Annotated in this window: 20 protein-coding genes; 6 read left to right on the forward strand and 14 right to left on the reverse strand. The window is 73.1% G+C overall.

The features are described from left to right. Positions 1-25: 25 nt before the first annotated feature. On the forward strand, positions 26-1555 hold the full coding sequence (gene glpK / locus ACZ55A_RS23485) for a glycerol kinase GlpK (protein ID WP_468843263.1): 1530 nt from the start codon (positions 26-28) through the stop codon (positions 1553-1555). A gap of 67 nt (positions 1556-1622) precedes the next feature. Here the strand turns inward: glpK and ACZ55A_RS23490 are convergent, their stop codons facing one another. The 3 genes from ACZ55A_RS23490 to ACZ55A_RS23500 all read right to left on the reverse strand — a co-directional run bounded on the left by ACZ55A_RS23490 (position 1623) and on the right by ACZ55A_RS23500 (position 3991). Beyond that, positions 1623-2234, reverse strand: a complete 612-nt coding sequence (locus ACZ55A_RS23490) for a GTP-binding protein (protein ID WP_468843265.1) — start codon at positions 2232-2234, stop codon at positions 1623-1625. A gap of 175 nt (positions 2235-2409) precedes the next feature. Then, positions 2410-3027, reverse strand: coding sequence for a TetR/AcrR family transcriptional regulator (locus ACZ55A_RS23495; RefSeq protein ID WP_468843267.1), 618 nt, complete (start codon positions 3025-3027; stop codon positions 2410-2412). Between the two features lie 85 nt (positions 3028-3112). Next, positions 3113-3991, reverse strand: coding sequence for an alpha/beta fold hydrolase (locus ACZ55A_RS23500; protein ID WP_468843269.1), 879 nt, complete (start codon positions 3989-3991; stop codon positions 3113-3115). Positions 3992-4132: 141 nt separating this feature from the next. On the opposite strand from ACZ55A_RS23500, the gene ACZ55A_RS23505 reads away from it, so the two are divergent. After that, positions 4133-4957 (forward strand): PP2C family protein-serine/threonine phosphatase, encoded by an 825-nt coding sequence (locus ACZ55A_RS23505; RefSeq protein WP_468843271.1) that lies wholly within the window; start codon positions 4133-4135, stop codon positions 4955-4957. An 80-nt stretch (positions 4958-5037) separates the two neighbouring features. Further along, on the forward strand, positions 5038-6033 hold the full coding sequence (locus tag ACZ55A_RS23510) for an MASE1 domain-containing protein (protein WP_468843764.1): 996 nt from the start codon (positions 5038-5040) through the stop codon (positions 6031-6033). Positions 6034-6042: 9 nt separating this feature from the next. On the opposite strand, the gene ACZ55A_RS23515 is transcribed toward ACZ55A_RS23510, so the two are convergent. The 3 genes from ACZ55A_RS23515 to ACZ55A_RS23525 are packed head-to-tail and all read right to left on the reverse strand — an operon-like array spanning position 6043 to position 9774. Then, positions 6043-6456: a DUF742 domain-containing protein gene (locus ACZ55A_RS23515; RefSeq protein WP_468843273.1), complete on the reverse strand. Its 414-nt coding sequence runs from the start codon at positions 6454-6456 to the stop codon at positions 6043-6045. Positions 6457-6475: 19 nt separating this feature from the next. After that, positions 6476-6916, reverse strand: coding sequence for a roadblock/LC7 domain-containing protein (locus ACZ55A_RS23520; RefSeq protein ID WP_468843275.1), 441 nt, complete (start codon positions 6914-6916; stop codon positions 6476-6478). Beyond that, a complete protein-coding gene (locus tag ACZ55A_RS23525; protein WP_468843277.1) occupies positions 6913-9774 on the reverse strand; it encodes a nitrate- and nitrite sensing domain-containing protein in 2862 nt (953 codons plus the stop codon). Before ACZ55A_RS23525 ends, ACZ55A_RS23520 begins: the two co-directional genes overlap by 4 nt. Positions 9775-10142: 368 nt before the next feature. On the opposite strand from ACZ55A_RS23525, the gene ACZ55A_RS23530 reads away from it, so the two are divergent. Further along, entirely contained in the window at positions 10143-10526 is a 384-nt protein-coding gene (locus tag ACZ55A_RS23530) for a hypothetical protein (protein ID WP_468843279.1), read from the forward strand. 66 nt (positions 10527-10592) lie between these two features. Here ACZ55A_RS23530 and ACZ55A_RS23535 read toward each other — a convergent pair whose 3' ends face one another. Further along, positions 10593-10922, reverse strand: coding sequence for a bifunctional 3-phenylpropionate/cinnamic acid dioxygenase ferredoxin subunit (locus tag ACZ55A_RS23535; RefSeq protein WP_393500601.1), 330 nt, complete (start codon positions 10920-10922; stop codon positions 10593-10595). Between the two features lie 160 nt (positions 10923-11082). On the opposite strand from ACZ55A_RS23535, the gene ACZ55A_RS23540 reads away from it, so the two are divergent. Continuing rightward, the gene (locus ACZ55A_RS23540; protein ID WP_468843282.1) at positions 11083-11889 is read left to right on the forward strand and encodes an IclR family transcriptional regulator; all 807 of its coding nucleotides are present in this window, start codon (positions 11083-11085) and stop codon (positions 11887-11889) included. Between the two features lie 233 nt (positions 11890-12122). Further along, on the forward strand, positions 12123-13208 hold the full coding sequence (locus tag ACZ55A_RS23545) for an S-(hydroxymethyl)mycothiol dehydrogenase (RefSeq protein ID WP_468843285.1): 1086 nt from the start codon (positions 12123-12125) through the stop codon (positions 13206-13208). 69 nt (positions 13209-13277) lie between these two features. On the opposite strand, the gene ACZ55A_RS23550 is transcribed toward ACZ55A_RS23545, so the two are convergent. From ACZ55A_RS23550 to ACZ55A_RS23580, 7 genes are all read right to left on the reverse strand, one after another. After that, positions 13278-17972, reverse strand: a complete 4695-nt coding sequence (locus ACZ55A_RS23550; protein ID WP_468843287.1) for a coiled-coil domain-containing protein — start codon at positions 17970-17972, stop codon at positions 13278-13280. 51 nt (positions 17973-18023) lie between these two features. Next, positions 18024-18965 carry a hypothetical protein gene (locus tag ACZ55A_RS23555; protein WP_468843290.1) on the reverse strand — a complete coding sequence of 314 codons (942 nt, stop codon included), beginning with the start codon at positions 18963-18965 and terminating at the stop codon, positions 18024-18026. Between the two features lie 124 nt (positions 18966-19089). Beyond that, complete coding sequence (locus ACZ55A_RS23560) at positions 19090-20613, reverse strand: hypothetical protein (protein WP_468843293.1); 1524 nt, start codon at positions 20611-20613, stop codon at positions 19090-19092. A gap of 169 nt (positions 20614-20782) precedes the next feature. After that, positions 20783-21607 (reverse strand): hypothetical protein, encoded by an 825-nt coding sequence (locus tag ACZ55A_RS23565; RefSeq protein ID WP_468843296.1) that lies wholly within the window; start codon positions 21605-21607, stop codon positions 20783-20785. An 85-nt stretch (positions 21608-21692) separates the two neighbouring features. Next, positions 21693-22337: a pyroglutamyl-peptidase I gene (gene pcp, locus ACZ55A_RS23570; protein WP_468843298.1), complete on the reverse strand. Its 645-nt coding sequence runs from the start codon at positions 22335-22337 to the stop codon at positions 21693-21695. 39 nt (positions 22338-22376) lie between these two features. Then, positions 22377-23345 carry a DUF979 domain-containing protein gene (locus tag ACZ55A_RS23575; RefSeq protein ID WP_468843300.1) on the reverse strand — a complete coding sequence of 323 codons (969 nt, stop codon included), beginning with the start codon at positions 23343-23345 and terminating at the stop codon, positions 22377-22379. Further along, positions 23342-24052: a DUF969 domain-containing protein gene (locus tag ACZ55A_RS23580; protein WP_468843786.1), complete on the reverse strand. Its 711-nt coding sequence runs from the start codon at positions 24050-24052 to the stop codon at positions 23342-23344. Before ACZ55A_RS23580 ends, ACZ55A_RS23575 begins: the two co-directional genes overlap by 4 nt. Positions 24053-24107: the final 55 nt, after the last annotated feature.

A 24107-nucleotide genomic window follows, 5' to 3' on the forward strand; every position in this document is an offset into this window, starting at 1 on the left:
CCAGGACTTCTGGAGGCGTGACGGTATGACGGAGCACACCGAGAAGTACGTCGCCGCGATCGATCAGGGCACGACATCGAGCCGCTGCATCATCTTCGACCACGGCGGGGCGATCGTCGCCGTCGACCAGCGCGAACACCGTCAGATCTTCCCCAGGCCGGGCTGGGTGGAGCATGACGCCACCGAGATCTGGTCGAAGGTGCAGGCGGTGGTGGCCGGTGCGCTCGCCAAGGCGGGCCTGCGGGCGGACCAGCTCAGTGCGCTGGGCATCACCAACCAGCGTGAGACCACGGTCCTGTGGGACCGGGCCACCGGAAAGCCGGTGCACCACGCGATCGTCTGGCAGGACACCCGGACCGCGCAGCTGTGCACCGAACTCGGCGGCGCGGAAGGCCAGGACCGCTTCCGGGACGCCACTGGTCTGCCGCTGGCCAGCTACTTCTCCGGGCCGAAGGCGGCCTGGCTGCTGGACGAGGTGCCGGGCCTGCGGGCCCGTGCCGAGCGCGGCGAGATCGCCTTCGGCACCATCGACTCCTGGCTGATCTGGAATCTGACCGGCGGCACCGACGGCGGAGTGCATGTCACCGACGTGACCAACGCCGGCCGCACCATGCTGATGAACCTGTCCACCCTCCAGTGGGATCCGGCGATCCTGTCGGCGATGAATGTGCCGGCCGCGATCCTGCCGGAGATCAGGCCGTCGGCGGAGGTGTACGGCACGGCCGTGGGGCAGTTGCAAGGCGTGCCGGTGGCGTCCGCGCTGGGCGACCAGCAGGCCGCGGTCTTCGGGCAGACCTGTTACGGCGTCGGCGAGGCCAAGAACACCTACGGCACCGGCTCGTTCCTGCTGCTGAACACCGGCAACCGCCCGGTTGCGTCCAAGAGCGGGCTGCTGACGACGATGGGCTATCAGCTCGGCGGGGAGGCGCCGGTCTACTGTCTGGAGGGCTCCATCGCCATCACCGGCGCCCTGGTGCAGTGGTTCCGCGACCAGCTCGGCATCATCGCCTCCGCGGACGAGATCGAACCGCTGGCGGCGAGCGTCCCCGACAACGGAGGGGCGTATGTGGTGCCGGCCTTCTCCGGCCTCTTCGCGCCCTATTGGCGCTCCGACGCCCGCGGGGTGATCACCGGTCTGACCGGCTTCGTCACCAAGGCACATCTGGCGCGCGCCGTACTGGAGGCCACCAGCTGGCAGACCCGTGAGGTCGTGGACGCCATGTTCCAGGACTCGGGCGTACGGATCACCCGGCTCAAGGTCGACGGCGGGATGACCGCGAACAATCTGCTGATGCAGCATCAGGCGGATGTACTGGGTGTGCCGGTGATCCGCCCGGTGATCTCGGAGACGACCTGTCTGGGCGCGGCGTACGCGGCCGGCCTGGCGACCGGCGTCTGGCAGGACCTGGACGAGCTGCGGGGCCACTGGAAGCGCGATACCGAGTGGGAACCGCGGATGGACGCACCGGCCCGCGACCGGGAGTTCGCCAACTGGCGCAAGGCCGTGGAGCGGAGCTTCGGCTGGCTGGCCGAGGACGGCCCGGCGGCCTCGTAGGGGCGACAGGCGCAGACGTACGGCCGGTGGCCCGGACGGCGGGCCACCGGCCGTACTTGTGTGCCGCTCAGGGCAGCGCGGGCTCCCGCCGCCGGGCGCCGTTCTGCATCGCATGCTCGACGACGGCGATCAGCACATCGCGGGCGGAGTCCCGCAGACGGGCGTCGCAGAGCATCACCGGCACCTGGGGGCCCAGGTCCAGGGCCTCGCGTACGGCCTCCGGGGGGTAGCGGTCGGCGCCGTCGAAGCAGTTGACCGCGACCGTGAAGGGCAGCCCGCGCCGCTCGAAGTAGTCGATGGCGGAGAAGCTGTCGGCGAGCCGGCGGGTGTCGGCGAGGACCACCGCGCCGAGCGCACCGCGCGCCAGCTCGTCCCACAGGAACCAGAAGCGGTCCTGGCCCGGCGTGCCGAAGAGGTAGAGCACCAGCTCGTCGTGGAGGGTGATCCGGCCGAAGTCCATCGCCACGGTGGTGGTGGTCTTCGCCTCCACCCCGTCGAGGTCGTCGACCGGCCGTCCGGCCTCGGTCAACCGCTCCTCGGTACGCAGCGGTTTGATCTCACTGACCGCACCGACCAGGGTGGTCTTGCCGACGCCGAAGCCGCCCGCAACCAGAATCTTGAGCGTCACCGGCTCGACGGCGGCGGTCCGGCGGCGACGTTCGGAACGCCCGAAAGCCATGGGTCTTCTCCTGAATTGCCGGGTGTGCGGGCGGAGCTCCCGCTTGTTCCCCGTGCGTCGGCGAACGAGGCAGCAGGTGCAAAGGAACGGTACAACGTGCTCAGCACGGCGCCCACTTGAGATGCATCACGCTTGGGCCACGGGCCGGTCCCGGCGGACAGGCTCGGTCGGCCGCTCAGCGCGGTGCGAGGCTGCCGGGCCGGTCGAGCAGTCCCAGCAGGCTGACGAAGCTGGACTCGATGAACGCGCAGAGCTCGTCGCGAGCCGCCTCCCCGTTCTCCGTCGCCGGCCAGCTGGTGACCGCCTCTTCGGCGAACGCCATCCAGGCGCGGGAGGCCAGTTCCAGCCGCGGGGCGTCGGGCATGCCGAGCCGCCGCTGCCCGTCGCGCAGCCGGCGGGCGAGGGTCTCGCGGGCCTCGCCGACGATGTCGGTGACCGCGGGGTGGCTGCCGGCGGCGCCGCGTACCAGGGCGAGGTACACCTGACGGTGTTCCAGGACGTAGGCGACAAAACCGGAGATGAACGCCCGCATCCAGGCGACCGGTTCCAGCGATCCTTCCGGTTCGGTGGCGGCGGTGAAGCGGTCGCACGCGGCGCGGACCACGGCGCGGTAGAAGTCGCGCTTGGAGGCGAAGTAGTGGAAGAGCAGCCCGCGGGAGATCCCGGCCCGCCGGGCGACCTCATCGGTGGACAGCTCGTCCAGCGACCGGTCGGCGAGCATCTCCAGCCCGATGCCGATCAGCTGCTCCCGGCGCTGGTCGGGGGTGAGGCGGGTGGCTCGCTTGCCGGACATGCCCGCAGTTTAGAGCGTGCTCCGGCCCCCGGCCGGCGTGGTCGCGGGAGCCGGCCGGGGCGTCGCGAGGCGCGGCCGCGCGGTCTCAGGCGTAGGTCGCGAGGTGGTCGAGGATCTTGGGGGTGACGAGGGCGGGGACCTCTTCGGGGAGCCAGTGGCTGGCGCCCTCCAGGGCCTCGAAGCGGTACGGGCCGTCCACCCACTCCCCCGTCGACTCGGCCGCGCCGCGGCCGAGGGCCATGTCCTCGCTGCCCCACAGGAAGAGGGTGGGGACGGAGATCCGGCCGGCGGGTACCGAGATGACGGACTCGGGGGCGCGGTACCAGTTCAGGGTGGCGGTCAGCGCGCCCGGTTCCGAGAGCCTGCGGACATTGGCCTCGACGAGCGTGTCGGGGACCTTGCCTCCGTATGCGGCGCGCAGCCGGGCGGCGTCGTCGGCCAGCAGCGCGGTCTCCGCCGCCTTGTCGTCGCGGCGGAAGAAGCGGACGTAGTCGAGGCGGTGGTGCTGGGTGGGGTCCTCGGCGGCGGCGCGGTTGAGCGCGTCCGGGTGCGGAGTGGCCAGCACGGTCAGGGACTTCAGCCGCTCGGGGTGGGCACCGGCCAGCGCCCAGGCGACCATGCCACCCCAGTCGTGCGAGACCAGGTGGAAGCGTCCTGCGCCCTGGGAGTCGGCGAAGGCGAGGGCGTCGGCGACGAGTTCGGGGACGGCGTAGTCGGCGATCCGGGGCGGGCGGGCCCGCGGGGAGTAGCCGCGCTGGTCGACGGCGACGGCGCGGTAGCCGGCCGCGCCGAGGGAGGGCAGCACCCCGCTCCAGGAGTCGGCGAACTCGGGCCAGCCGTGCAGCAGCAGGACGAACTCCCCGTCGGCGGGGCCGCAGGCCAGTGCGTCGTAGGTGTGCGGGCCGGCCTGGATCTCCAGGCGGTCGAAGGGGGCCGGGGTCGCCGGGGTGGGGTCCGTGGGCATGGCGGCGGTTCTCCTCCTGTTGACAGTTGCTCAATGGACCGTACTCCTTTATTGAGCATTGCTCAACAAGGGCCCGGCGTAATGTGAAAGTGCAGCATCGGTGCGTCCCACCGGAACCGGCCCTGCGGAGCGGGGTGCTGAATGAATCGACGCCGTGCCACCGCCGGCCCGCCGTCCGAGGAGCTTCTGGGCCTCCTCGGCCGGCTCACCGGCGAGGTCATGGAACGGATCAAGCTCCAGCAGGCCCGGGTGGCGCTGGCGGTGGAGCTCCAGCGGCACATGCTGCCGCCCGAACTGCCGGGACTGCCCGGACTACAGACCGCGGCCCGCTATGTACCGGCGCAGACCGGGCTGGACATCGGCGGCGACTGGTACGACGCCTTCACACTGCCGGACGGCTCGCTCGGCTTCGCCATCGGCGACGTCCAGGGCCACGACGTGGAGGCCGCCGCCTTCATGGGACAGGTCCGCACCGGCCTGCGCGCCGTCGCGGGCGCCACCACCGACCCCGGCGACGTCCTGGAAAGGGCCAACAACCTCCTGCTGTCAATGAGCTCCGACCTCATGGCGACCTGCACCTTTCTCCGCTTCGACCCGTACAGCGGCGAGCTGGCCGACGCCCGTGCCGGGCATGTCCAGGCGGTCTGGGGCACTGCGGCCGGCGCGGCGACGACCCACGACCCGGGCGGTCTGCCGCTGGGGGTCTTCCCCGACCAGCGGTACCCGGTCACCCGCCGCCGGCTGACCGGGGTGGGCGCGTTCGTGCTGCTCACCGACGGGGTGGTGGAGGGGCCCGCCTATCCGATCGAGCAGGGCATGGCGCGGGTGGTGGACCTGGTGGGGGCGGCGTACGACGCGGACGCCGACGCCCTCGCCGCCGAGGTGGTCGCGGTGGCCGATCTGACGGGGCACACCGATGACGCCGCCGTCCTCGTGCTCCGCCACGACGGCGGTCCCTACGCGTAAGGCACATCCCGCGACGGCGAACGGAGGCCGGTGTGGTCCACGACGAGCGGCACGGACGGCGGGGCGGCACCGCCGGGCGGATCCCCGGTGCCGTACAGCGGCACCGGGTCACCGCCCTTCAGTGCCTCGGGGTGGCCGGTGTGTACTACGGCAGCGCCCAGCTCGGTCTGCTCCAGGAACTGGTCCGCGGCCAGGTCACCCCACTGTGGCCGCCGACCGGTATCGCCCTGACGGCGCTGCTGTTGCTCGGCCCCCGGATGTGGCCGGGAATCGCCCTGGGCGCCTTCCTGGCCAATGTCGCGCTGGGGCCGTCGCCGCTGGTGGTCCTCGTGATCGTCGCGGGCAACACCCTTGGCCCGGTGCTCTCCTACCGGCTGCTCCGCCGGGTGGGATTCCGTACGCAGCTGGACCGGCTGCGCGACGCCGTCGCCCTGGTGGGCCTCGGCGCGCTGACCGGCATGCTGGTGAGCGCGACGGTCGGCAGCGGCGTCCTGGTGCTCTCCGGAGCGCTGACCCGGGCCGGCTTCTGGCCGACCTGGGCGGTGTGGTGGACCGGGGATGCGATGGGGGTCCTGGTGATCACGCCGGTGCTGCTGCTCCTCAGTGCGGCCCGGTGGCCGCCCCGGGAACGTATCCGCCCCTACCGGTGGGCGGAAGCCGCGCTGCTCGCGGCCTGCACCCTCGCGGTCACCGAGCTGGCCGTGAGCAGTCCGGTGAATCTGCTCTTCCTCGTGTCACCGTGCCTGATCTGGGCCGCGTTCCGCTTCGAACGGGCCGGGGCGGCGCCGTGCGCGCTGCTCGTCTCGACGGTCACGATCGTGGCGGCCGCCGAGGGCTCGGGGCCGTTCGCGCACCATGACCTGTTCACGAACATGGCCACCCTTCAGGCGTTCAACGGGATCACCGCGCTGACCGCGCTGCTGCTCGCCGCGGTCGTCACCGAGCGGCGCACCACCCACCGGGAGATCGAGCGGGTCGTCGCCCAACTGACGCAGGCGGTCGCCCAGATGGAGACGGACACCTCCGCGGAGCAGTGGCCGCCGCCGCGCAGGAAGAAGCGCGACGACGGCAGCTGAGGCCGCGGGTCACAGCGCCCGCAGGCCGTGGATCACCTCGCGCAGCACCTGCTCGTCGGGCAGCTCGGCAGGGGGGACCGGCCGGCTGACCCGCACCAGTTCCGCGTCCAGCAGATCGCCGATCAGCACCCGTACGACGCCGAGCGGCAGATCGAGCTCGGCCGCCACCTCGGCGACCGACAGCGGAGCCTGCCGACAGCGCTCGACGATCTCGACATGCTCGGGCGACAGCGTCTGGTCCTCGATCGTCTGCTGCGCCCGGCTCTCGGCGATCACCTGCGCGATCAGGTCGAGGCGTCCCTCGGCGGCCGTGCGGGTGCGCCCGCGCGTCATGGCGTACGGCCGGACGACGGGGCCCGCTTCGTCGTCGAACCAGCGGGCCGGCTCCCGGCCCCGAGCCGCCCGGCCCTCCTGCTCGCTCACGGCGTCACCGTCGTCTGACTCAGGTCGACAGGCCGGACCTGGGCGCGGTGCCCAGGTGCGCACCCACGCGCTTGACCAGCAGGGTCATCTCGTACGCGATCAGTCCGACGTCGGAGTCCGCATCGGCGAGCACGGCCAGGCAGCTGCCGTCGCCGGCCGCGCTGACGAACAGGAACGCCTCGTCCAGCTCGACCATGGTCTGGCGGACCTGCCCGGCGTCGAAGTGCCGGCCGACGCCCTTGGCCAGGCTGTGGAAGCCGGAGGCGACCGCGGCCAGATGCTCGCCGTCCTCGCGGGTCAGGTCCTTCGAGGCGCCGGTGGCCAGCCCGTCGCTGGAGAGGACGAGGGCCTTGCGGATGGAGCCGACCCGGTCGACCAGCTCGTCCAGGAGCCAGTTCAGCTCACCGGATCCCTTCGCCGAGACCGATGCGGTGGACGCTGCTGCCTTCGGTGCGGTCATGGACCGTCGCCTCCCGATGTGGTTCCTGGTGGTGCTGCGGTGCCCCTGTCGTCGCCGTGCTTGGTGGCGGCGTCCGAGGCATCCGGGCCTGTGGTGTCCGCGGCGGCCGGCTGCCCGGCGCTCGCGTCCTCGACCGGTGGCGCGGAGCGGCGCGGTTCCTCGCCGCTCTCGCTGCGGCCGCGCTGCCAGCCCCGCTGGAGCGAGGCCATCCGGGCCCGCACCTCCTCGGCGTCCCGGTCGTCGGCGGACGGCCCGTCCGGCCGCGCGGTCGCGGGCGGCCCGGCGGCATCGGCCTTGAGCTGGGGCGCGAGACTGGCCTGCCGGACCCGGCGGGGCAGTCCCGTGGAGGTGGTGGCCGAGGGCGCGTCCTGGGGCGGGGTGGCCTCACCGGGCTCCTCGCCGGCGGGCTGCCCGGAGGCCGCCCGGTCCGCCTCGTCGCGGTCGTCCGCCGCCCCGTCGCGGTCGTCGACCGTCCTGCCGTGGTCGGAGACCAGCACCGGCGGCCGGGGACGGCGCGGCAGCGGTGCGAGCCCGCCGCCGGGCGCCTGGTCGCGGGTCTGCTGATGCTGCTCACCGTCGGGGGCCGACGGCACCGGCGCGATACTGCGCGGCGCGGACGGGCCGGCCGGAGTGGCGTCCGGCCCGTGGCGGTCGCCGTCCCGGTCACGCTCGCGGCTTCGTCCGCCGTCGCGCGCCCGGCCCCGGCCCCGCTCCCGGCTCCGCCCCCGGAAGAGGCTGCCGTCTTCCTCGTCCTCGTCGGGCGCCAGCTCGTCCGGTCCCAGCGGCGGTTCGAGTTCGACGGGGCCGTCGATGAGGCCGGGGAGGTGCCGCTCCCGCTGCGGGAGCGGCACCGGTGACTGGGCGAGCGCGGCCAACTTGCCTGCGGCGTGCTCCAGTTCGTTGCCCTCCGGACCGTCGGGCAGCGCGTCCGCGGCCGGCCCGTGGTCCTCCCGGCCGCCGGCGGTGGTCTCGGTGAGGATTTCGCCGGGGATGAAGACCACGGCGGTGGTGCCGCCGTACGGCGAGGGCTGGAGCGAGACGCGTACGTGCTGCCGCTGGGCGAGCCGGCTGACCACGAACAGACCGAGCCGGTCGGTGTCGGACAGCTCGAACTCGGGGGTCTCCGCGAGCCGGAGGTTGGCCTCCAGCAGCAGGTCGGGCGCCATGCCCAGACCGCGGTCGTGGATCTCCAGGGCGTAGCCGTTGGCGACCCGCTCGCCGAGCACCTGGACGGCGGTGTGCGGCGGGGAGAAGACGGTGGCGTTCTCCAGGAGTTCGGCGATCAGGTGGGTGAGGTCGGACACTGCGGGGCCGTCCACCGCGAGCCGCGGCAGCCGGCGTACCTCGATCCGCTCGTAGTCCTCGACCTCGGCGACCGCCGCGCGCACCACGTCCATCAGCTGGACCGGTTTGCGCCACTGCCGGGAGGGGGCGGCGCCGGAGAGGATGACCAGGCCCTCGGCGTGCCGCCGCATGCGGGTGGTGAGGTGGTCGAGGCGGAAGAGATCGGCGAGTTCGTCGGTGTCCTCGGTGCGCCGCTCCATGGCGTCCAGCAGCGTCAGCTGGCGGTGCAGCAGGACCTGGCTGCGGCGGGCGAGGTTGACGAACACCTCGGAGACGCCACGGCGCATCTCCGCCTGTTTGACGGCGGCCTCGATCGCGGCCCGCTGGAGGGTGTTGAGCGCCTGGCCGACCTGGCCGGTTTCGTCCGGGCCGAATTCGAGTCGGGGCGCCTCGGTCTCCACGTCGACCTGTTCGCCGGCCGCCAGCCGGCGCATCACGCTCGGCAGTCGTACGCCGGAGACCTCGTGTGCGGTCTTGCGCAGCCGGGTCAGGTCGCGCACATGGCGCCGGCCGATGCGGAACGACACGATGATCGACACCAGCAGCGCGACAAAGCCCAGCACGCCGGCGAGGGCGGCCTTGAGGAGGATGTGGGTGGCGACCGGTGCGACGCGTTCCTGGTAGCGGTCGCCGGCGTCCTTGCCCATCCGCTGGAGGTCACCGAGGACCTTGCCCGCGGTGCTGGTCCAGCGCTCGGCGTTGATCTCATGCGGTCCGGCCTGTGCGCCGGCGGCGATCACCTGGTTCTCGTAGGAGGTCAGTTCGCGGGCCTTGGCGGAGCGCCAGTAGTCCTCGTAGAGGCCGCGGTCCTTGGCGGGCAGGATCGGCAGGCTGGTGCCGTACAGGACCCGCCGTTCGGCCACCCGGTCGGACAGCGCGCGGACATCGCGCCGGCTCATGCTGCCGGAGGCCAGCACCGCGGACATCAGGGCGTCCTCGCGGGCGACGGCCTCGCGGGCGCGGGTGATGTTGACCAGTGCGCGCCCCTGCTTGTCCATCTCGACGTTCTCCAGGGCGTGGAGCGCGGCGAGGAAGTCGTAGCCGGGGTCGACCAGGGAGTTGTAGCCCTCCATGGCCTCGTCACGGGTGACGGTGTTGCGCTCGATCTGGGCGCGCAGCGAGCCGAGGGTGGCCAGGCCCTTGAGGACGCCGTCCATCCGGTCGCCCGCCTCACCGGTCAGGCCCTCGCGCACGTCGCGGGTGTCGGCATCGGCGTGCAGCCGGGTGACGGCCTCGTCGGTGGCCCGGGTCCGCCCCTGGAGTGCGCCGAGCGCATCGGCGCCGCGCCGGTCGGCGAGGTAGAGCAGGCTCTGCCGGCGCTCACGCTGGAGCGCCTGGATGACGTCCTCGACCGGATAGCCCAGCTTCTGCACGACGTTGCCGACGTCCAGCAGCTGGTTGGCCTCGCGCCCGGTGATATAGGTCATGAACGCCCACATGGACGTCAGGGACACCAGCGGTACGAGCAGCAACGCCACGATCTTCCGGCGGACCGACTTCCCGCGAAAGCGCATGGCCTCCCCTACGTCAACCCCGGCGCACGGGGGCGGTGTTCCGTCAACAAACGGCGCGAGCCTACTACTGTCGGGGGACCGAGCCGAAGGCCTCCCGTCACGTCGGGGAAGGCCACCGCGACGGATCGTCATGAGTTGTCCACCGATTCCCGGACAACCCTCCCGTACTTCCGGGCCCGCACGCCACGCCTCTTTCGGGCAGCACACCCGGCCAGTTGGCCGGTTTTGCGCTACCCCGGGTCACTCCGCGCCGGTCCGGTGCGTGACCATGGATCACGACGGGGTCCGGCGGTACGGGCATGTACCCGGCGAAATCCGGGCAGCCAACCAGCAGCCGGACACACGGGGAGAGTGCGGGGAGGGCTTTCATGGACACCGGCGGACGGCCGTTGTGGCAGGAGGAACCGGCGACCCGGCCTCGTATGCCGGATCCGGTGCGCACGGCCGCGGTGCGCGCCGTCATCATCGTGGCGGTCACGCTGGTTCAGGCCATGGTGGCGTTCCTGAGCACCCTGGCCGGCTCCTGGCTCGCCTTTCCCGCGGTGCTCGGCACGGTCGCCGCCACGGTCGTCGCCACCTGGGCCGTACTGGACGTCTGGGTGACCCGCCAGGTCTGGATCCAGCGCTACGGGGTGCAGTCGCGGCCCAGCAGCACGGCCCGCGAGCTGCGCCGCGACCGGCGTCAGGCGCGCCGCCAGGAACGCCGCCGGGCCCGGGAGGACCGGCGGCGGATGGACCGGGCGGCGGCCTGACCACCCCGTCCGGGAGCCGGGCCCTTGCGCCACCGCCCTCTACAGCCGCCGTGACGCCGGTCCTCGTTACGCCACCGCCTCTTCCCGTACGGCGGGCCGGACATGGATCATTCCGTCCAGGACGCTGACCTCGTGGGTGCGTACCGCGCGGCGGGCCGGCAGACAGGTCGGGGCACCGGTGCGCAGGTCGAACAGGGCGGCATGCAGCGGGCATTCGACGAAGCAGCCCTCGACCCAGCCTTCGGAGAGCGAGGCGTCCTGGTGGCTACAGGTGTCGTCGACGGCGTAGAAACCGCCCTCGGCGTGGAAGACCGCGATGGCCGGTGTGGCGTCGTCGATTTCGATCCGTACGGACTCGCCCTCGGGCAGGTCCTCGATGCGGCAGACGGGAATCATCTGGCCCCCCTCGCGCTGATCGGTATCATGTGTTCTGAATAACGCATCGCAGAGCGCGATGCGCAACAGAATCCAAGGCGCAGTGCGGGCCGTCAAGGGGCTTTCGGCAGATGCCCCGGACGCGCCCGACGGGGGCCACCGGGTGGTGAGACAAAGACCCATGTCGAACACGAACGGGACGGCGGACGACCGGTCCGAGGAGCGGCGCGGCGGGGCGGGATCCGTCCAGTCCGTGGACCGTGCGGTGAGCGTGCTGGAGATCCTGGCCAGGCTGGGCGAGGCCGGCGTGACCGAGATTTCCGAGGAGCTGGGCGTCCACAAGTCGACCGCGTTCCGGATCCTCGGGGTGCTGGAGCACCGCGGGCTGGTCGAGCAGGAGAAGGAGCGCGGCAAGTACTACCTGGGCGCCGGGGTGCTGCGGCTGGCCGGCGCCGCCGCGATCCGGCTGGACATCTCCCAGGAGGGCCAGCCGGTGTGCCGGGCGCTCGCCGACGAGACCGGGGAGACCGCCAACATCGCGGTGCTGGACGGCGATGCCGCGGTCAACATCATGCAGGCCAGGGGCTCCGCCGCGGTCACCGCGTACAACTGGCTGGGCCGGCGCACCCCGCTGCACGCCACCGCCAGCGGCAAGGTTCTGCTGGCGCATCTGCCGCAGCCGCGCCGGGAGACCCTGGTGACCCGCAAACTGGCGCAGTTCACCGAGCACACCCTGACCGGGGCGGCGGAACTGCGCACGCAGCTGGCCGCCGCACTCGACGACGGCTTCGCCTGCACCAGCGAGGAGTTGGAGATCGGACTGAATGCGGTGGCGGCGCCGGTGCGGGCGCACGACGGTGCGGTGATCGGCGCGATCGGCGTCTCCGGACCGGCGTACCGGATGGGGCGGGAGCGGCTGCCCGAGCTCGCGGAATGCTCAGCCAAGGCGGCCCTCGAACTCTCCCGCCGCATGGGGTACGGGGGTTGAGACCCGGTAGCGGAAAATCCCCCTTGACGGATCCCTGACGGACTTCCAGCATGTCTCCTATGGCGCAACCTAGCGCGTTATAGGCAACACACCGGGGACGGTGGTGGAGCGCCCTCCACCACCGTCCCCGCTCCCAGCGCAGCGCACCACTCCCACCCCTCACAGGCATCCGTGCCACCTCACGCGCGTCGCCCGCCCTGCCACCACCGCAGGCGCTGTTTTAGGAGTGAGACATGCCGCACGAAGCCCGCGCCGTCGTCGCCCGCGAAAAGGGCGCCCCCGTCGAGGTGCTGCCGATCCTCGTGCCGGACCCTGGCCCGGGCGAAGTGCTCGTGTCCGTCCATGCCTGCGGGGTGTGCCACACCGATCTGCACTACCGCGACGGTGCGGTCGGCGACGGCTTCCCCTATCTGCTGGGCCACGAGGCGGCCGGTGTCGTCGAGGCCGTCGGGCCCGGCGTCACCGAGCCGGCCCCCGGCGACTATGTGGTGCTCGCCTGGCGGGCCCCCTGCGGACGGTGCCGGTCCTGCCGGCGCGCCCGGCCCTGGTACTGCTTCGACTCCCGCACCGCCGCACAGCCGATGACCCTGCTCGACGGCACCGAGCTGACCCCCGCCCTCGCCATCGGGGCCTTCGCCGAGAAGACCCTGGTCGCCGCCGGGCAGGCGGTGAAGGTCGATCCGTCAGCCCGCCCCGAGGCCGCGGGCCTGATCGGCTGCGGGGTGATGGCCGGTTACGGCGCCGCCGTGCACACCGGGGCCGTCGGCAGCGGTGACACCGTCGCCGTCATCGGCTGCGGCGGGGTCGGCAACGCCGCCATCGCGGGCGCCTCCCGGGCCGGTGCGCGCCGGGTCATCGCCATCGACCTGGACGACGCCAAGCTGGACGCCGCCGAGCGGTTCGGTGCCACCGACACCGTCAACTCCCGCGGTACGGACCCGGTCGAGGCCGTCCGCTCCCTCACCGGCGGGCACGGCGCGGATGTCGTCATCGACGCCGTCGGCCGGCCGGAGACCTACCGGCAGGGCTTCTATATGCGCGATCTGGCCGGGACCCTGGTCCAGGTCGGCGTCCCCGACCCGGACATGCGTATCGAGCTGCCGCTGATCGACCTCTTCTCCCGCGGCGGCGCGCTGAAGTCCTCCTGGTACGGCGACTGTCTGCCCAGCCGTGACTTCCCGGTGCTGATCGATCTGTTCCTGAGCGGCAAGCTCGATCTGGAGCGCTTCGTCAGCGAGACCGTCGCGCTCGACGGTCTCGAAGCGGCGTTCGCCAGGATGCGGCGCGGGGAGGTGCTGCGGTCGGTGGTGGTGCCGTGACCGGCAGCCCGCCCCCAACCCGCGCCCGCCCCGCGCCCGTAGGGCCTGTCGTTTGGATCAGGCCCTAGGTCACCCGGCGGCCTCGTCCGCCCCGGCCACGTCCTCGGCGGCTGGCTCCTCCGGGCGGCGGTACATCCGCGTCGCCGTGATCTGGCCGTGCACCGCCTCCCCGGCCGGATCCTGCTGCGGCAGACCCGGCCGCAGATGCTCCTCGACGCTGATGTACTTCAGCCCGGCGCGCAGATCCGCGTCATTGCGCAGCCGGATGACCAGCGGGAACTCGGCGAGCGCGGTGGTGTCGAACAGGCCGGTGGTGTACAGCAGCTGGACGCCGAGCGCATCGGCGACGGCCCGCTGCAACTCCAGCAGATAGGTGGCGTTGGCCCGGCCGATGGGGTTGTCCAGGAACAGCGTGCCCGCGTGCCGCTGCTTGTCGCGGCCCCGGTCGTTGCTGCGCAGCGCGGCCATCGTGCAGTACAGCGCGATGGCCGCGGTCAGCAGCTGACCGCCGGAGAACACATCGCCCATCTGCCCGACCGGCACCCGCTCGGCGCGCAGCACCGCGTCCGGCTTGAGGATCTCCACCGCCACGCCGCGCGGCTGGAGCGCCGCGCTGACCCCACGCAGCAGCAGGGACATCCCGTCCCGCCGCAAATCGCTGTTCTTCTTGACCGCCGAGCGGGTCGCCTCGTCGATGACCTCGCCCAGCCGCTCGGTGAGCGTGGCCTGGTCGGGGTCCTCGAAGCGGATCCGCAGGAACTCCTGCCCGGACCACTCCCCCAGCCCCTCGGGCAGCCTGGACAGCCGCTGGGCGGAGCGCAGGGTGGTCAGCGACGACTCGACCAGGCCGCGCAGCCGGTCGACGATGGAGTCGCGGTTGCGCTCCAGCTGCGCCAGCTCGTCGGTGAGCACCCGCAGCCGGGGGGCGAAGGCCTCGGCCCACTTCGCGGCGTGGTCCGGCAGCGCCGCGGCGGGCAGTTCACGGATCTGCTGCCGGGCCGGGGTGCGGACCTGCTCGTAGCGGGTGGAGTTGGCGTGCCGTACGAGGATGTCGGAGGCCTCGCGGACCGCGGACTCGGCGCCGGAGAGATCGGCGGCGCAGCCGCGCAGCGAGCGGCGGGACTCGGCGGCGGCCTGCCGGGCCTCGCCCAGGGAGCCGGCGTACGGTTCGGTCCGCTCCTCGGCGGCGTCCTCGGCGTCGTTGTTGTCCCGCAGCAGATCGCGCAGCAGGGCGGCGGTCTCGTCGAAGCCGCCGGCCGCGTCCTCGGCCCCGCGGTGGGCGCGCAGCAGCTCCTCGTGCCGCTCCCTGGCGTTCTCCAGCGCCTCGGTGGCGGTGGCCAGTTCACCGGCCGCGGCGCGCAGCAGCTCCTTGGCCCGCTCGGCGTCCCTGGGCACCAGCTCGTCGGGCAGCTCGGTGTGCGCCTCCCCGTCGGTGGGCGCCAGCCGCTCGGCCTCACCACGCAGCCGGCCCAGCTGCTCACTGGCGGCCGAGGCACGGGTTTCCAGCATCTGGACGAGCGATTCGGCGCGGGCCGCGGCGGCCTGCCGGGACGGGCCGTCGGCCGCGTCCGGGCTCTCCAGCAGCGCCTCGGCGCGGGTGCGGACCTTGTTGGTGAGGCGGTTCAGCTCCGCCAGGGCGGCGGACTCGTCACCCTCGGCGCGGGCCTGCTCGGCGCGCAGATCGGCGCCGACACCGACCTTCTCGTAGAGCTGGGAGGCGGCGCGGTAGGCCTCGCGCAGCGCGGGCAGGGAGGTGCTGGGAGCTTCGGGCGCCTCGCCCAGCTCGTCCGGCACGCCGGCGATCTCGGCGCGCTCGGCCCGCAGCGCACGGGCGGTACGGCGGGCGTCGTCGGCGGCGCGCTGGGCGGCCCTGCGGTCCTCGTCGGCGGCCCGGGCGTGGTCCACGCACTCCTCGGCGCGGGCCTCGAACTCGGCCGCCTCGTCGGCGAGTTCACGCAGCCGGGACTGCCAGGAGGCCCGTTCACGCAGCCGGTGGGCGAGCCCGGCCAGCAGGTCGGCGGCGCGGCGGGCGCGCTGGGCGGCCTCCTGCCGCTCGTCGCGCTCCCGGGTGGCCTCGGCCGCGATCTCCTCGGCCTCGTTGCGGGCCGTACGGGCCTCGGCCAGCTCGGCGGCGGCCTCCTCCGCGGCCGTACGGGTCTGCTCCGCCTCCGCGGCCAGCTCCGCGAGCCGGCCTGCGGGGCAGCCCGTACGCCACGAGCCGAGCCGGGCGGCCAGCGCACGGTCCCCGGCGAGGCGGGCGGCGAGCGCCCGGATCTCCTCGTCACGCTCTATGGCGCGGGCCCGCAAGGCCTGGCGCTCCTCGTCGGCGGCGGATTCGTCGTGCATCGCCGGGTTCGGCGGCACGAGAAAGACGCCCGTGTCCCGCTCGTCGGGGGCCGGGGTGGGGGCGAGCAGCGCCGCGGCGGTGCCGACGGCGACCGCGGAGCGCGGCAGCAGCGCCGCCTGCCCGAGCACCTCGCGGGCCCGGGCGTGGGTGTCCGGGTCCGTGATGATCACGCCGTCGACGAGCTCGGGGCGGGCGGAGAGCACCCGGGCGTGGTCGGCGGGGTCGACGGACTGGGCGAGATAGCGCCAGCCGGGCAGCGCGGGCACACCGTGCTCACCCAGATACTCCACGGCGGCCAGCACATCGGGCCCCGGGGGCAGCAGTCCGCCGTCGCCCAGTGCGCCGAGGATCCGCGCATCGTCGGCGGCGGCGGTGCGCAGATCGAACAGCTGCCGCTCGGCGGCGGCGACGCCCTCCTCCAGCAGCTCCTGCAACGCATCGGCGTTACGGTCCAGCTCCTCGGCCGTCAGCGGTCCGGCGCCGGCGGAGCGGCGCGGGGCGTCCGGCTCCGTACCGGGTGTGCCCGTACGGGGACCGGGCACACCGACGGTCCTCGCGTCCGCCTGCGGGAGACCGAGGAGTTCGGCGAGCCGCTGCTCGGCGCCGATCGACTCGGCCGCCCGGCGCTCGGCGTCGTACGCCCGCCCGGCGGCTTCGGCGGCGTCCTCGGCCCGGGCCGCGGCGAGTTCGGCGGCGGAGTGCCGGGAGGTTTCCTCGCGGGCGCGGTCGGTGGCCTGACGTGCCGTCTCCCGGGCGGTGTCCCAGGCCTCGACGGCGGTCTTCTCCGCGTCCGAGGCGGCGAGCGCGGCGCGGGCCGGGTCGGCGTCCGGTGCGCTGTCGTCCAGCCAGCCGGCCCGTACGGCCTCGGCGGTCTCCTCGGCGACCTCGGCGAGCCGCTGCTTGAGATGGTCGGCCTCGCTGCGGGCGCGCTGGGCGTGGGTGGCGGCGGTGGTGGCGTCGCGGTGCGCGGACTCACCCGCCTCCTGGAGCGCGGCGGAGCGCTCCTCCTCCTCGTTGGCGATCCGCTCCCCGGCCTCGGCCGCCGCGTGCAGGGCGCGGACCAGGTCGGCGGCGGCGGTGGCCCGGGCGGCCAGCGCCGGGGCGGCGTCCCGCTCGGCCTCGCGGATGGCGGCGGCGACCCGCGCCGAACGGTCGGCCGCGGCGCGGTGGCGCAGCGCGATCTCGGCGGCCTGCCAGGCGCTGTGCAGCGTACGGGCGTCGTTCAGCTCACGGCGCTGGGCGGCGGCGCCCTTCTCCGCGGCGGCCAGCGCCAGCGAGGCGTGCCGGTAGGCGAGTTCGGCGGAGACCAGGGCGCGGCGCTCGCGGATCCGCTCGGCGTCGGTGACGCGGTGGGCGGCGGCGGCGACCTGTTCGGCCAGTTCGGCGGCGCGGCCGCGCTCCTCGGTGCCGCGGGCGTGCAGCCGCTGGGCCAGGGCGCGGGTGCGGCGCTCGGCACCGGCATGTACCTCGCGGGCCCGCTCGCGCTGCTCCGCCGCGTCCGCGATCCGCGACAGCAGATCGAGCGACCCGGCGGTGAAGTCCCGCTCGGCGGTGAGCTCGGCGCGCCGGCCCAGCTTGTGGGCGAAGCCGTGCACGAGGTCGGCGAGGCCGTCGGTGTCGCGGGTGTCCGTGACGGCGCGCAGCAGCAGGTCGGTGAAGTCCGAGTCGTTCTTCACCGCGAACAGGCCGGCCGCCTCACCCTCGTCCGCGTTCATCTCCCGCTGGTAGCGGAAGAGCTCGGGGTCCAGGCCCAGCTCGCCCAGGTGCTCGTTCCAGCGCTCGTGGATCTCCTCCCAGACGACGTCCAGATTGGGGTAGTTCTTGCCGGCCTCGGTGAGGACGTCGCGGAAGCCCTTCATCGTGCGGCGGCGGCCCTGGGCGCCGGAGGTGCCCTCACCGCCTTCCTGGCGGGGGCGGACGACGGTGGCCTCGGCGACGGGGAGCGAGTCCAGGCTCATACCGGGGCCGGGCCGGAAGCTGTACCAGGCCTCGGCGAACTTTCGCGGGTCGTTGGAGACCTGCCGGCCGCGCCATTCGCTGACCTTGCCGACGACCACGCTCTCGCCGGTCAGCACGTGCTGCCACTCCAGGGCGACATGGCCGCAGTCGTCCGCGAGCAGGAACTTGCGCAGGACGCCGGAGCTGGCGCCGCCCAGGGTGTTGCGGTGGCCCGGCAGCATGACCGAGAAGATCAGCTTGAGCAGGACGGACTTACCGCCGCCGTTCTCCAGGAAGAGCACACCGGCGGGGGCGGGGCGGCGCGGCGGCCCGACCGGTTCGTCCTCGAAGAAGTCCGCCTGCGCCGGTGCCGGCTGGGGCACGGGCGCACCGACCCCCCGCAGGTCCAGCACGGTGTCGGCATAGCGCGCACCGGCAGGCCCGATGGAGTAGAGGCGGACCCGGGACAGCTCGTACATGGCGGACTCTCGTTGTCGTGGCGGGGGTGGTCGGGCGGCGGCGGGGCGTCGTCAGGTGGAGTGGAACGGCAGGCCGGCGTCGGAGACCAGGCCGAGGGCGTCGGTGTCCTCCCCGGGGAGCAGCGAGGCGCTGCCGTCGGCGACGGGGACGATGCCGAGGTCCAGGAGTTCGGCCATGGCGGCGCTGCCGGCCATGTCGCGGACCTGGAGCTGGTAGCGGGCGGTGGTCCGGTAGGCGCCGCCCGCGTCGTCGCCGGTGCGCTGGAGGAAGCCGGAGTCGACGAGGAAGGTCACGGCCTTGGCGATGATGCCGGTGGTCGAACCGGCAAGACGCCGGGCGTCCTTGGTGGCACCGGTCGCGCTGCGCCGGGCGTAGATGCGCCAGGCGGACTCCAGGCCGGGGGCGTCCGTGACCGGGTCGGTGTTCTCGCCGTCCTGCTCGGCCCGCTCCTCCAGACGGCGACAGGCCTGCCGTACGAAGGCGTCGACGCCGTTGACGGTGATCCGGCCGATATAGCCGTCGTCGGCGAGGTCTTCGGGGCGCGGGAAGGCCAGCGCGGCGACCGCCAGATGCGCCAGACCGTGCAGAAAGCGGTCGGCGGAGTCGGCGGAGGCCCGGCGGGCGTAGTCGCCCATACGGACCGCGAAGACGGAGTCCTCGGCGGCCGTGACGGCCATCCCGGCGCGGGTGGAGACCTCCAGGACGACCAGGCCGAGGCCGCCGGCGACGGCGTCGGCGAGCCGGGCGAAGGCGGGCTCGTCCCGATAGCGGCGCAGCAGCTCGCCGTACTCCGCGTCGCGGGCCGGCAGCAGCTTGGGCTGGAGGCCGAAGGAGACCAGCCGCGCGGCATCGGCCGCGTCGGCCGGGGTGACGGCCGCAGGCCGCGGCGCCGCCGTCGGCTCTGCGTCGGCGGTGGGCGCGCCCCGGCCCGGCTCGCCGCTCGCGGGCGCCGGGTCCGGCTGCGGCACCTCGTCGGCGTCGTACTGGGTCACGGGGCAGGCTCCTTGCAGGGGCGGGGGACGGTCGGGGAAAGGGTGCGCCGGTGCGCGGGCGGGGGGCCGTACGGCGCGGTGCGCGGCCGGGCCGGTATCGGGGGTACGGGCCGGGCGCGGGGCATCAGGCCACCTCCGAGCGGTCGGCGGCCATGCCGGCGGCGTCCAGCAGGGCCGTACCGACGATGAGGTCGGCACCGCCGAACTCCGGGTCCATCAGCTCCGTACCGTCGTCGACGGCGAACAGCAGCTGCTGCTCGCCCTGCCGGTAGGCGGTACCGACCGGCGGGCTGGCGGCGTGCACCGCCAGCAGGGCGACCAGGTACGGGAGTTCGGGATCGCTGCGGCGCGCCTCGGCGAGCAGGCCGGAGAGCCGGCGCGGCGCGTCGTGGGGCAGGTCGAGCAGCGCCATGGCGGCATCGAGCTGGGCCTCGCTGAAGCGGCTGTCGTCCGGGGTGGCCACCAGGTCGGGCTCGGGCATCTCGGCGCCCAGGTGCTCGCGCTCGACGGGCGGGGTGAGCAGCACCTCGACGAGGTCCCCGACCCGGACCGCCGAGGGGGTGCGCAGGCCCGTGCCGTGCGCGAAGAAGGCGTCGGTGACCCGGATGGCCTGTTCGGCGGGGAGCGGCAGCAGGGGCGCGACGAGCTGGCCGTACAGGTCGAGTCCGGCGCGGGCGACGGGGGCGGCGAAGGCCTGCCGGTCCTGTTCGGCGCGGAAGAGCGGGCCGGCCTCCAGCAGCCGGGACTGGAGCTGGGTGTGCCGGCGGATGCAGTCCTTGACGATGTCGACGAGTTCGGCGGCGCGCCGCTTGTGGTCGGGCTCCTCGGTCTCGTCGCGGGCCTTGCGGATGTTGGTGAGGATGGCGTTCTCGTGGCGGTAGCGGTCCGCGACGTGGTCCAGCGCCTCGTTGATCATGTCCGGGACGGTTTCCAGCCAGTCGACCGCGCGGACGTTGCGCCGGGTGGCGTCCAGGGTCCGGCGCAGCGTCTCGGCGTACTGGACGGTGCGGTAGCGGGCCTGCTCGGCGGCGAGCTGGGCGTCCGCCAGCCGGCCGCGGTTGATCAGCACCTCCAGCTTGACCTCGGCGGCGATCTGGGCGCTGGTGACGTCCGTGTCGAGCGCGCCGACCAGGACGTTGACCGCTTCGTCGGTGGCCCTCAGATAGACGGTGCCGCCGGCGCCAGGGACCTCCTCGATCAGCTTGAAGTCGTAGTCGCGGCGGACGTACGCGCCGTCGGTGGTGAAGGTGCCGTAGACGGCGCGGAAGCCGCGGTCCACGCTGCCGACGTTGATCAGGTTCTCCAGCACCCAGCGGGCCACCCGCTCATGCTCGCCCGTGGGACGGCCGGGCGTCTGGGCGGCCACCCTGGGGAGCACCTTGGCCACTATCTCTTCGTGGTCGGCGCCGGTGTCGAAGTCCATGTTGAGGGTGACGAGGTCGATGACGGCGAGCGCCACCTCCGCCATCGCATAGACCCCGTACTCGCCCGCGAGGTTGGCCTTGCGCACGTCGAGGTCGTGCAGCGGCGCGGTGCACGCGAGGGCGCGCAGCCGGCGGGCCAGGCCTTCGTCGGCGGCCGGGCCCGGCGCGGGGCGGTTAACCCCGTTGAGCTGGGGCGCAGCGGGCCCCGGGGCGGGAAAAGTCACGTCGCACAGAGTAGGCGGTCGCACTGACAACGGACGAAACGGCGCGGATCCGTTCATGGGTGGAACGGCCGGTGAATCCGTTGACGGCGGACGGCCGGACGGCGCGTCGGCCGGTCGTTCATTCTACGGTGCGGCCCGCCGCGGCCGGCTCCCAGGTCCCGCAACGGTGTCAGGCTTCGATACAAAGCCAGGTGTCGCCGGCGCGTAGCCACAGAACGCCGTCGCGCCCCTGGCCGCAGTGCATGACCACCCGGCCGGGCACCCGCCTCGTGCGCCGGTCGGTCACGTTCCATGTGGTGCCGGTCAGCTCGGCGCGGACCACTTCGGTTGCTCGCCGGTTGTGGTGGCGCCTGGTCAGGACCGCACGGTTGCCGCGCACCGCGAATCCGTCCGGTGCGCGTACCGGGCTGGGCCAGGTGGTCACCTCTCCCGTGGAGGGCGTGATCCGCGTCAGGAACGTGCCCCCGCGGCTGCCGCCGGAGTACCAGACCAGCCACACCCGGTCGCCCTCGGTCGCCGCGGTGCAGCCCTCCAACGGCGCGTCCGGAAGGCGGCCTTCCGGGGCCCAGACCGCCTCGCCCCCGGCGCTCCAGCCGGCGAGTCCGGCCGCTGACTCCGGATGTCCGCCATAGATGCCTTCGTCACCATAGGCCGTCCAGATCGCACCCCCGCGATCGGTCACCAGGACCGGGATGTCGTCACCGATGCAGAAGGCGCTCTCCTGCTCGCCCTCCCGATTCACCACCATGGCGTTCTGCTGCCACGAGCCGGTGTCCTCCCTGAACGCGCGACCGCTTGCCACGAGGAGCCGGGAATCAGGGAGCAGAGCGATATGAGTGGGCCGGACCGGTATGCCCTTTATCGTGCGGCGTTGTACGGATCCGTCGGGCCGGCGTATCACCAGCACCGCGTCGAAGGGGACCGTTGGGGCCTGTCCCACCCAGCCCTTGACGTAACGGCTCCGGCTCAGGCTCCGCCGGTCGACGAGCAGCACGGCGAGTTCTCCCGCCGGGCCGACGGTCCACCAGAGCGCGAGCCGCCCCGACCGGCGGTCTGCCGCGGGCAGCCTCCACAGTCGCTTAATGGGTGGCTCCTCCGGGGACGCGGAGGTCGGTGTGGGTGTGCGCCGCGGCGGTGGCGATCTCCCGCAGGGCCTGGGCGACGGCGGCCACCGGGAGGGACGGCTGGGCGCGGTCGGTGACCTGTTCGGGCGCGTAGGGGACGTGCACGAATCCGCCGCGTACGCCGGGGAGTTCGGTGGCGAGGAGGTGGGCGAGGGCGTAGAAGACGTGGTTGCAGACGAAGGTGCCGGCGGTGTTGGAGACCGAGGCGGGAAGGCCGGCGGCGCGGACGGCCGCCACACACGCCTTGACCGGGAGGGTGGAGAAGTACGCGGCGGGACCGCCGGGCACGATCGCCTCGTCGACCGGTTCGGCGCCGGAGACATCGGGGATCCGGGCGTCGTCGACGTTGATGGCGACGCGTTCGACGGTGATGTCGGGGCGACCGCCCGCCTGGCCGACGCAGACGACTATCTCGGGGCGGGTCTCCTCGATGGCGGCGCGCAGGACGGCCACCGACGCCCCGTAGACGCAGGGCAGTTCGACGGCGGACGCCGTGATTCCGGCAGGCGGTGCGGCCGCGGCGGCGCGTACCGCCTGCCAGGAGGGGTTGACGGTTTCCCCGTCGAACGGTGCGAATCCGGTCAGCAGTACCCGGGCCATACGGTCATCCTTGGTGGGGGGCGTCGAGGGGAGGCGGAGTCAGAAGGCGAACAGCGCCATGATCAGGATGTTGCAGCCGAGCAGCACGCCCGCGGTGGGCAGTTGGGCCTTGATGGGCCCGTACTGGTCCTTCAGCTCCAGCAGGGCGGCCGGGACGATGTTGAAGTTGGCGGCCATCGGGGTCACGAGGGTGCCGCAGAATCCCGCGAGCATGCCGACGGCGAGGACGGCGGCGGGGTTGCCGTGGAAGTGGCCGATCAGGACGGGCCAGCCGACGGCCGCGGTCATCACGGGGAAGGCGGCGAAGGCGTTGCCCATGATGGTGGTGAAGGCGAACATGCCCACGCAGTAGACGACCACCGCGATGTAGAGCGAGTCCTTGGGCAATACCGAGGTGGTGAGTTTGCCGACCTGGTCGCCTACGCCGGAGACCTGGAAGATGGCGCCCAGTGTGGCCAGCATCTGCGGCAGCAGCATCGCCCAGCCCATCGCTTCCAGCATGGAGCGGCCGGACTGTACGGGTACCGATATCCGCTTCTCGCGCAGCATGATCATGCCGACGACGAGTGCGACGACGGCGCCGATCCCCAGGCCCAGGATGGTTTCGCTGCCCGCCTGGAGGAGCGGTTCGCCTCCGACGGAGAGGTGCTTGACGCCGATGGCGCAGGCCATGGCGACGACCGGAATGGTCAGCGCGGGGACGAACAGCCGGTTGCCGAACCTGGCGGCGTGGGCGGTGCGCTCCTCGGGGGTGGTGGTGCGCGGGGTGCCGCGTCCGGTGAAACCGAAGCCGGCCAGCGCGGCCATGACGAGGACGGCGGCGCCCAGCGGTTCGGCCGGTGCCTGCTTGGTGACGACCCAGCTGCTGTAGATGAAGCCGGCACCGATCAGGCCCCAGAAGGCGCCGGTGCCATAGCGCTTGGGGTTGCTGCGGTCGGTGACCATCTGGGCGGCCATCACCAGGAAGCTGAGGCCGACCAGCCAGTAGAACCACTCTGCCTTGATCACTGGGCTGCCTCCACTGCGGCGCTGGACTGGACGTTGGCGGTGAGCAGTTCGCGCTCCAACTGGCGGTCCAGGCGCAGCAGTCGCCAGCCGTGGACCACGAAGGCGCACACGGCGGTGGGGATCGCCCACAGCGCGAGGTGCAGCGGTTCGAGGTGGGTGCCGTAGGTGGTGTTGACGAAGCCGGTGATCAGCAGGATCGAGCCGACGGCGAGGAAGACGTCCTCGCCGAAGAACAGGCCGACGTTGTCCGCACTGGCGGAGAACGACCGGACCTTCTCCCGTGTCCGTGCGGGGAGTTGGCCGTACTTGCGCTCGGCGGCGCCCTCGGCCATCGGGACGGCGAGGGGGCGGACGGTCTGGGCGTGCCCGAAGACATTGGTCAGCCCGACCGCGGCGCCGATCTGCCGCAGGCCCAGGTAGAGCGCGAGGAAGCGGCCGGTGGTGAGCCGGGCGAACTTGGCGATCAGGTTGCGGGCCTGCTCCTGGAGGCCGTAGCGCTCCAGCAGGCCGATGACCGGGAGGGTGATCGCGAAGATCGTCACCGCCCGGCTGCCGGCGAAGCCCTCGCCGAAGGCGGCCAGCACCTTGCCCGGTGACAGGCCGCCCAGGAGGCCGGTGACGATGCCGGCCACCCCGACGACCAGGAGGGGATTGCGTTTCGTGGCGAAGCCGATCACGACCACGAGCACGCCGAGGAGCACGACCATGGCTCCCGCCTTCCGCATACGGGACCCCTGCGGGTCCGTGGAGAGGGGTGAAGAG

It is taken from the genome of Streptomyces sp. NPDC034111, from assembly GCF_055575375.1.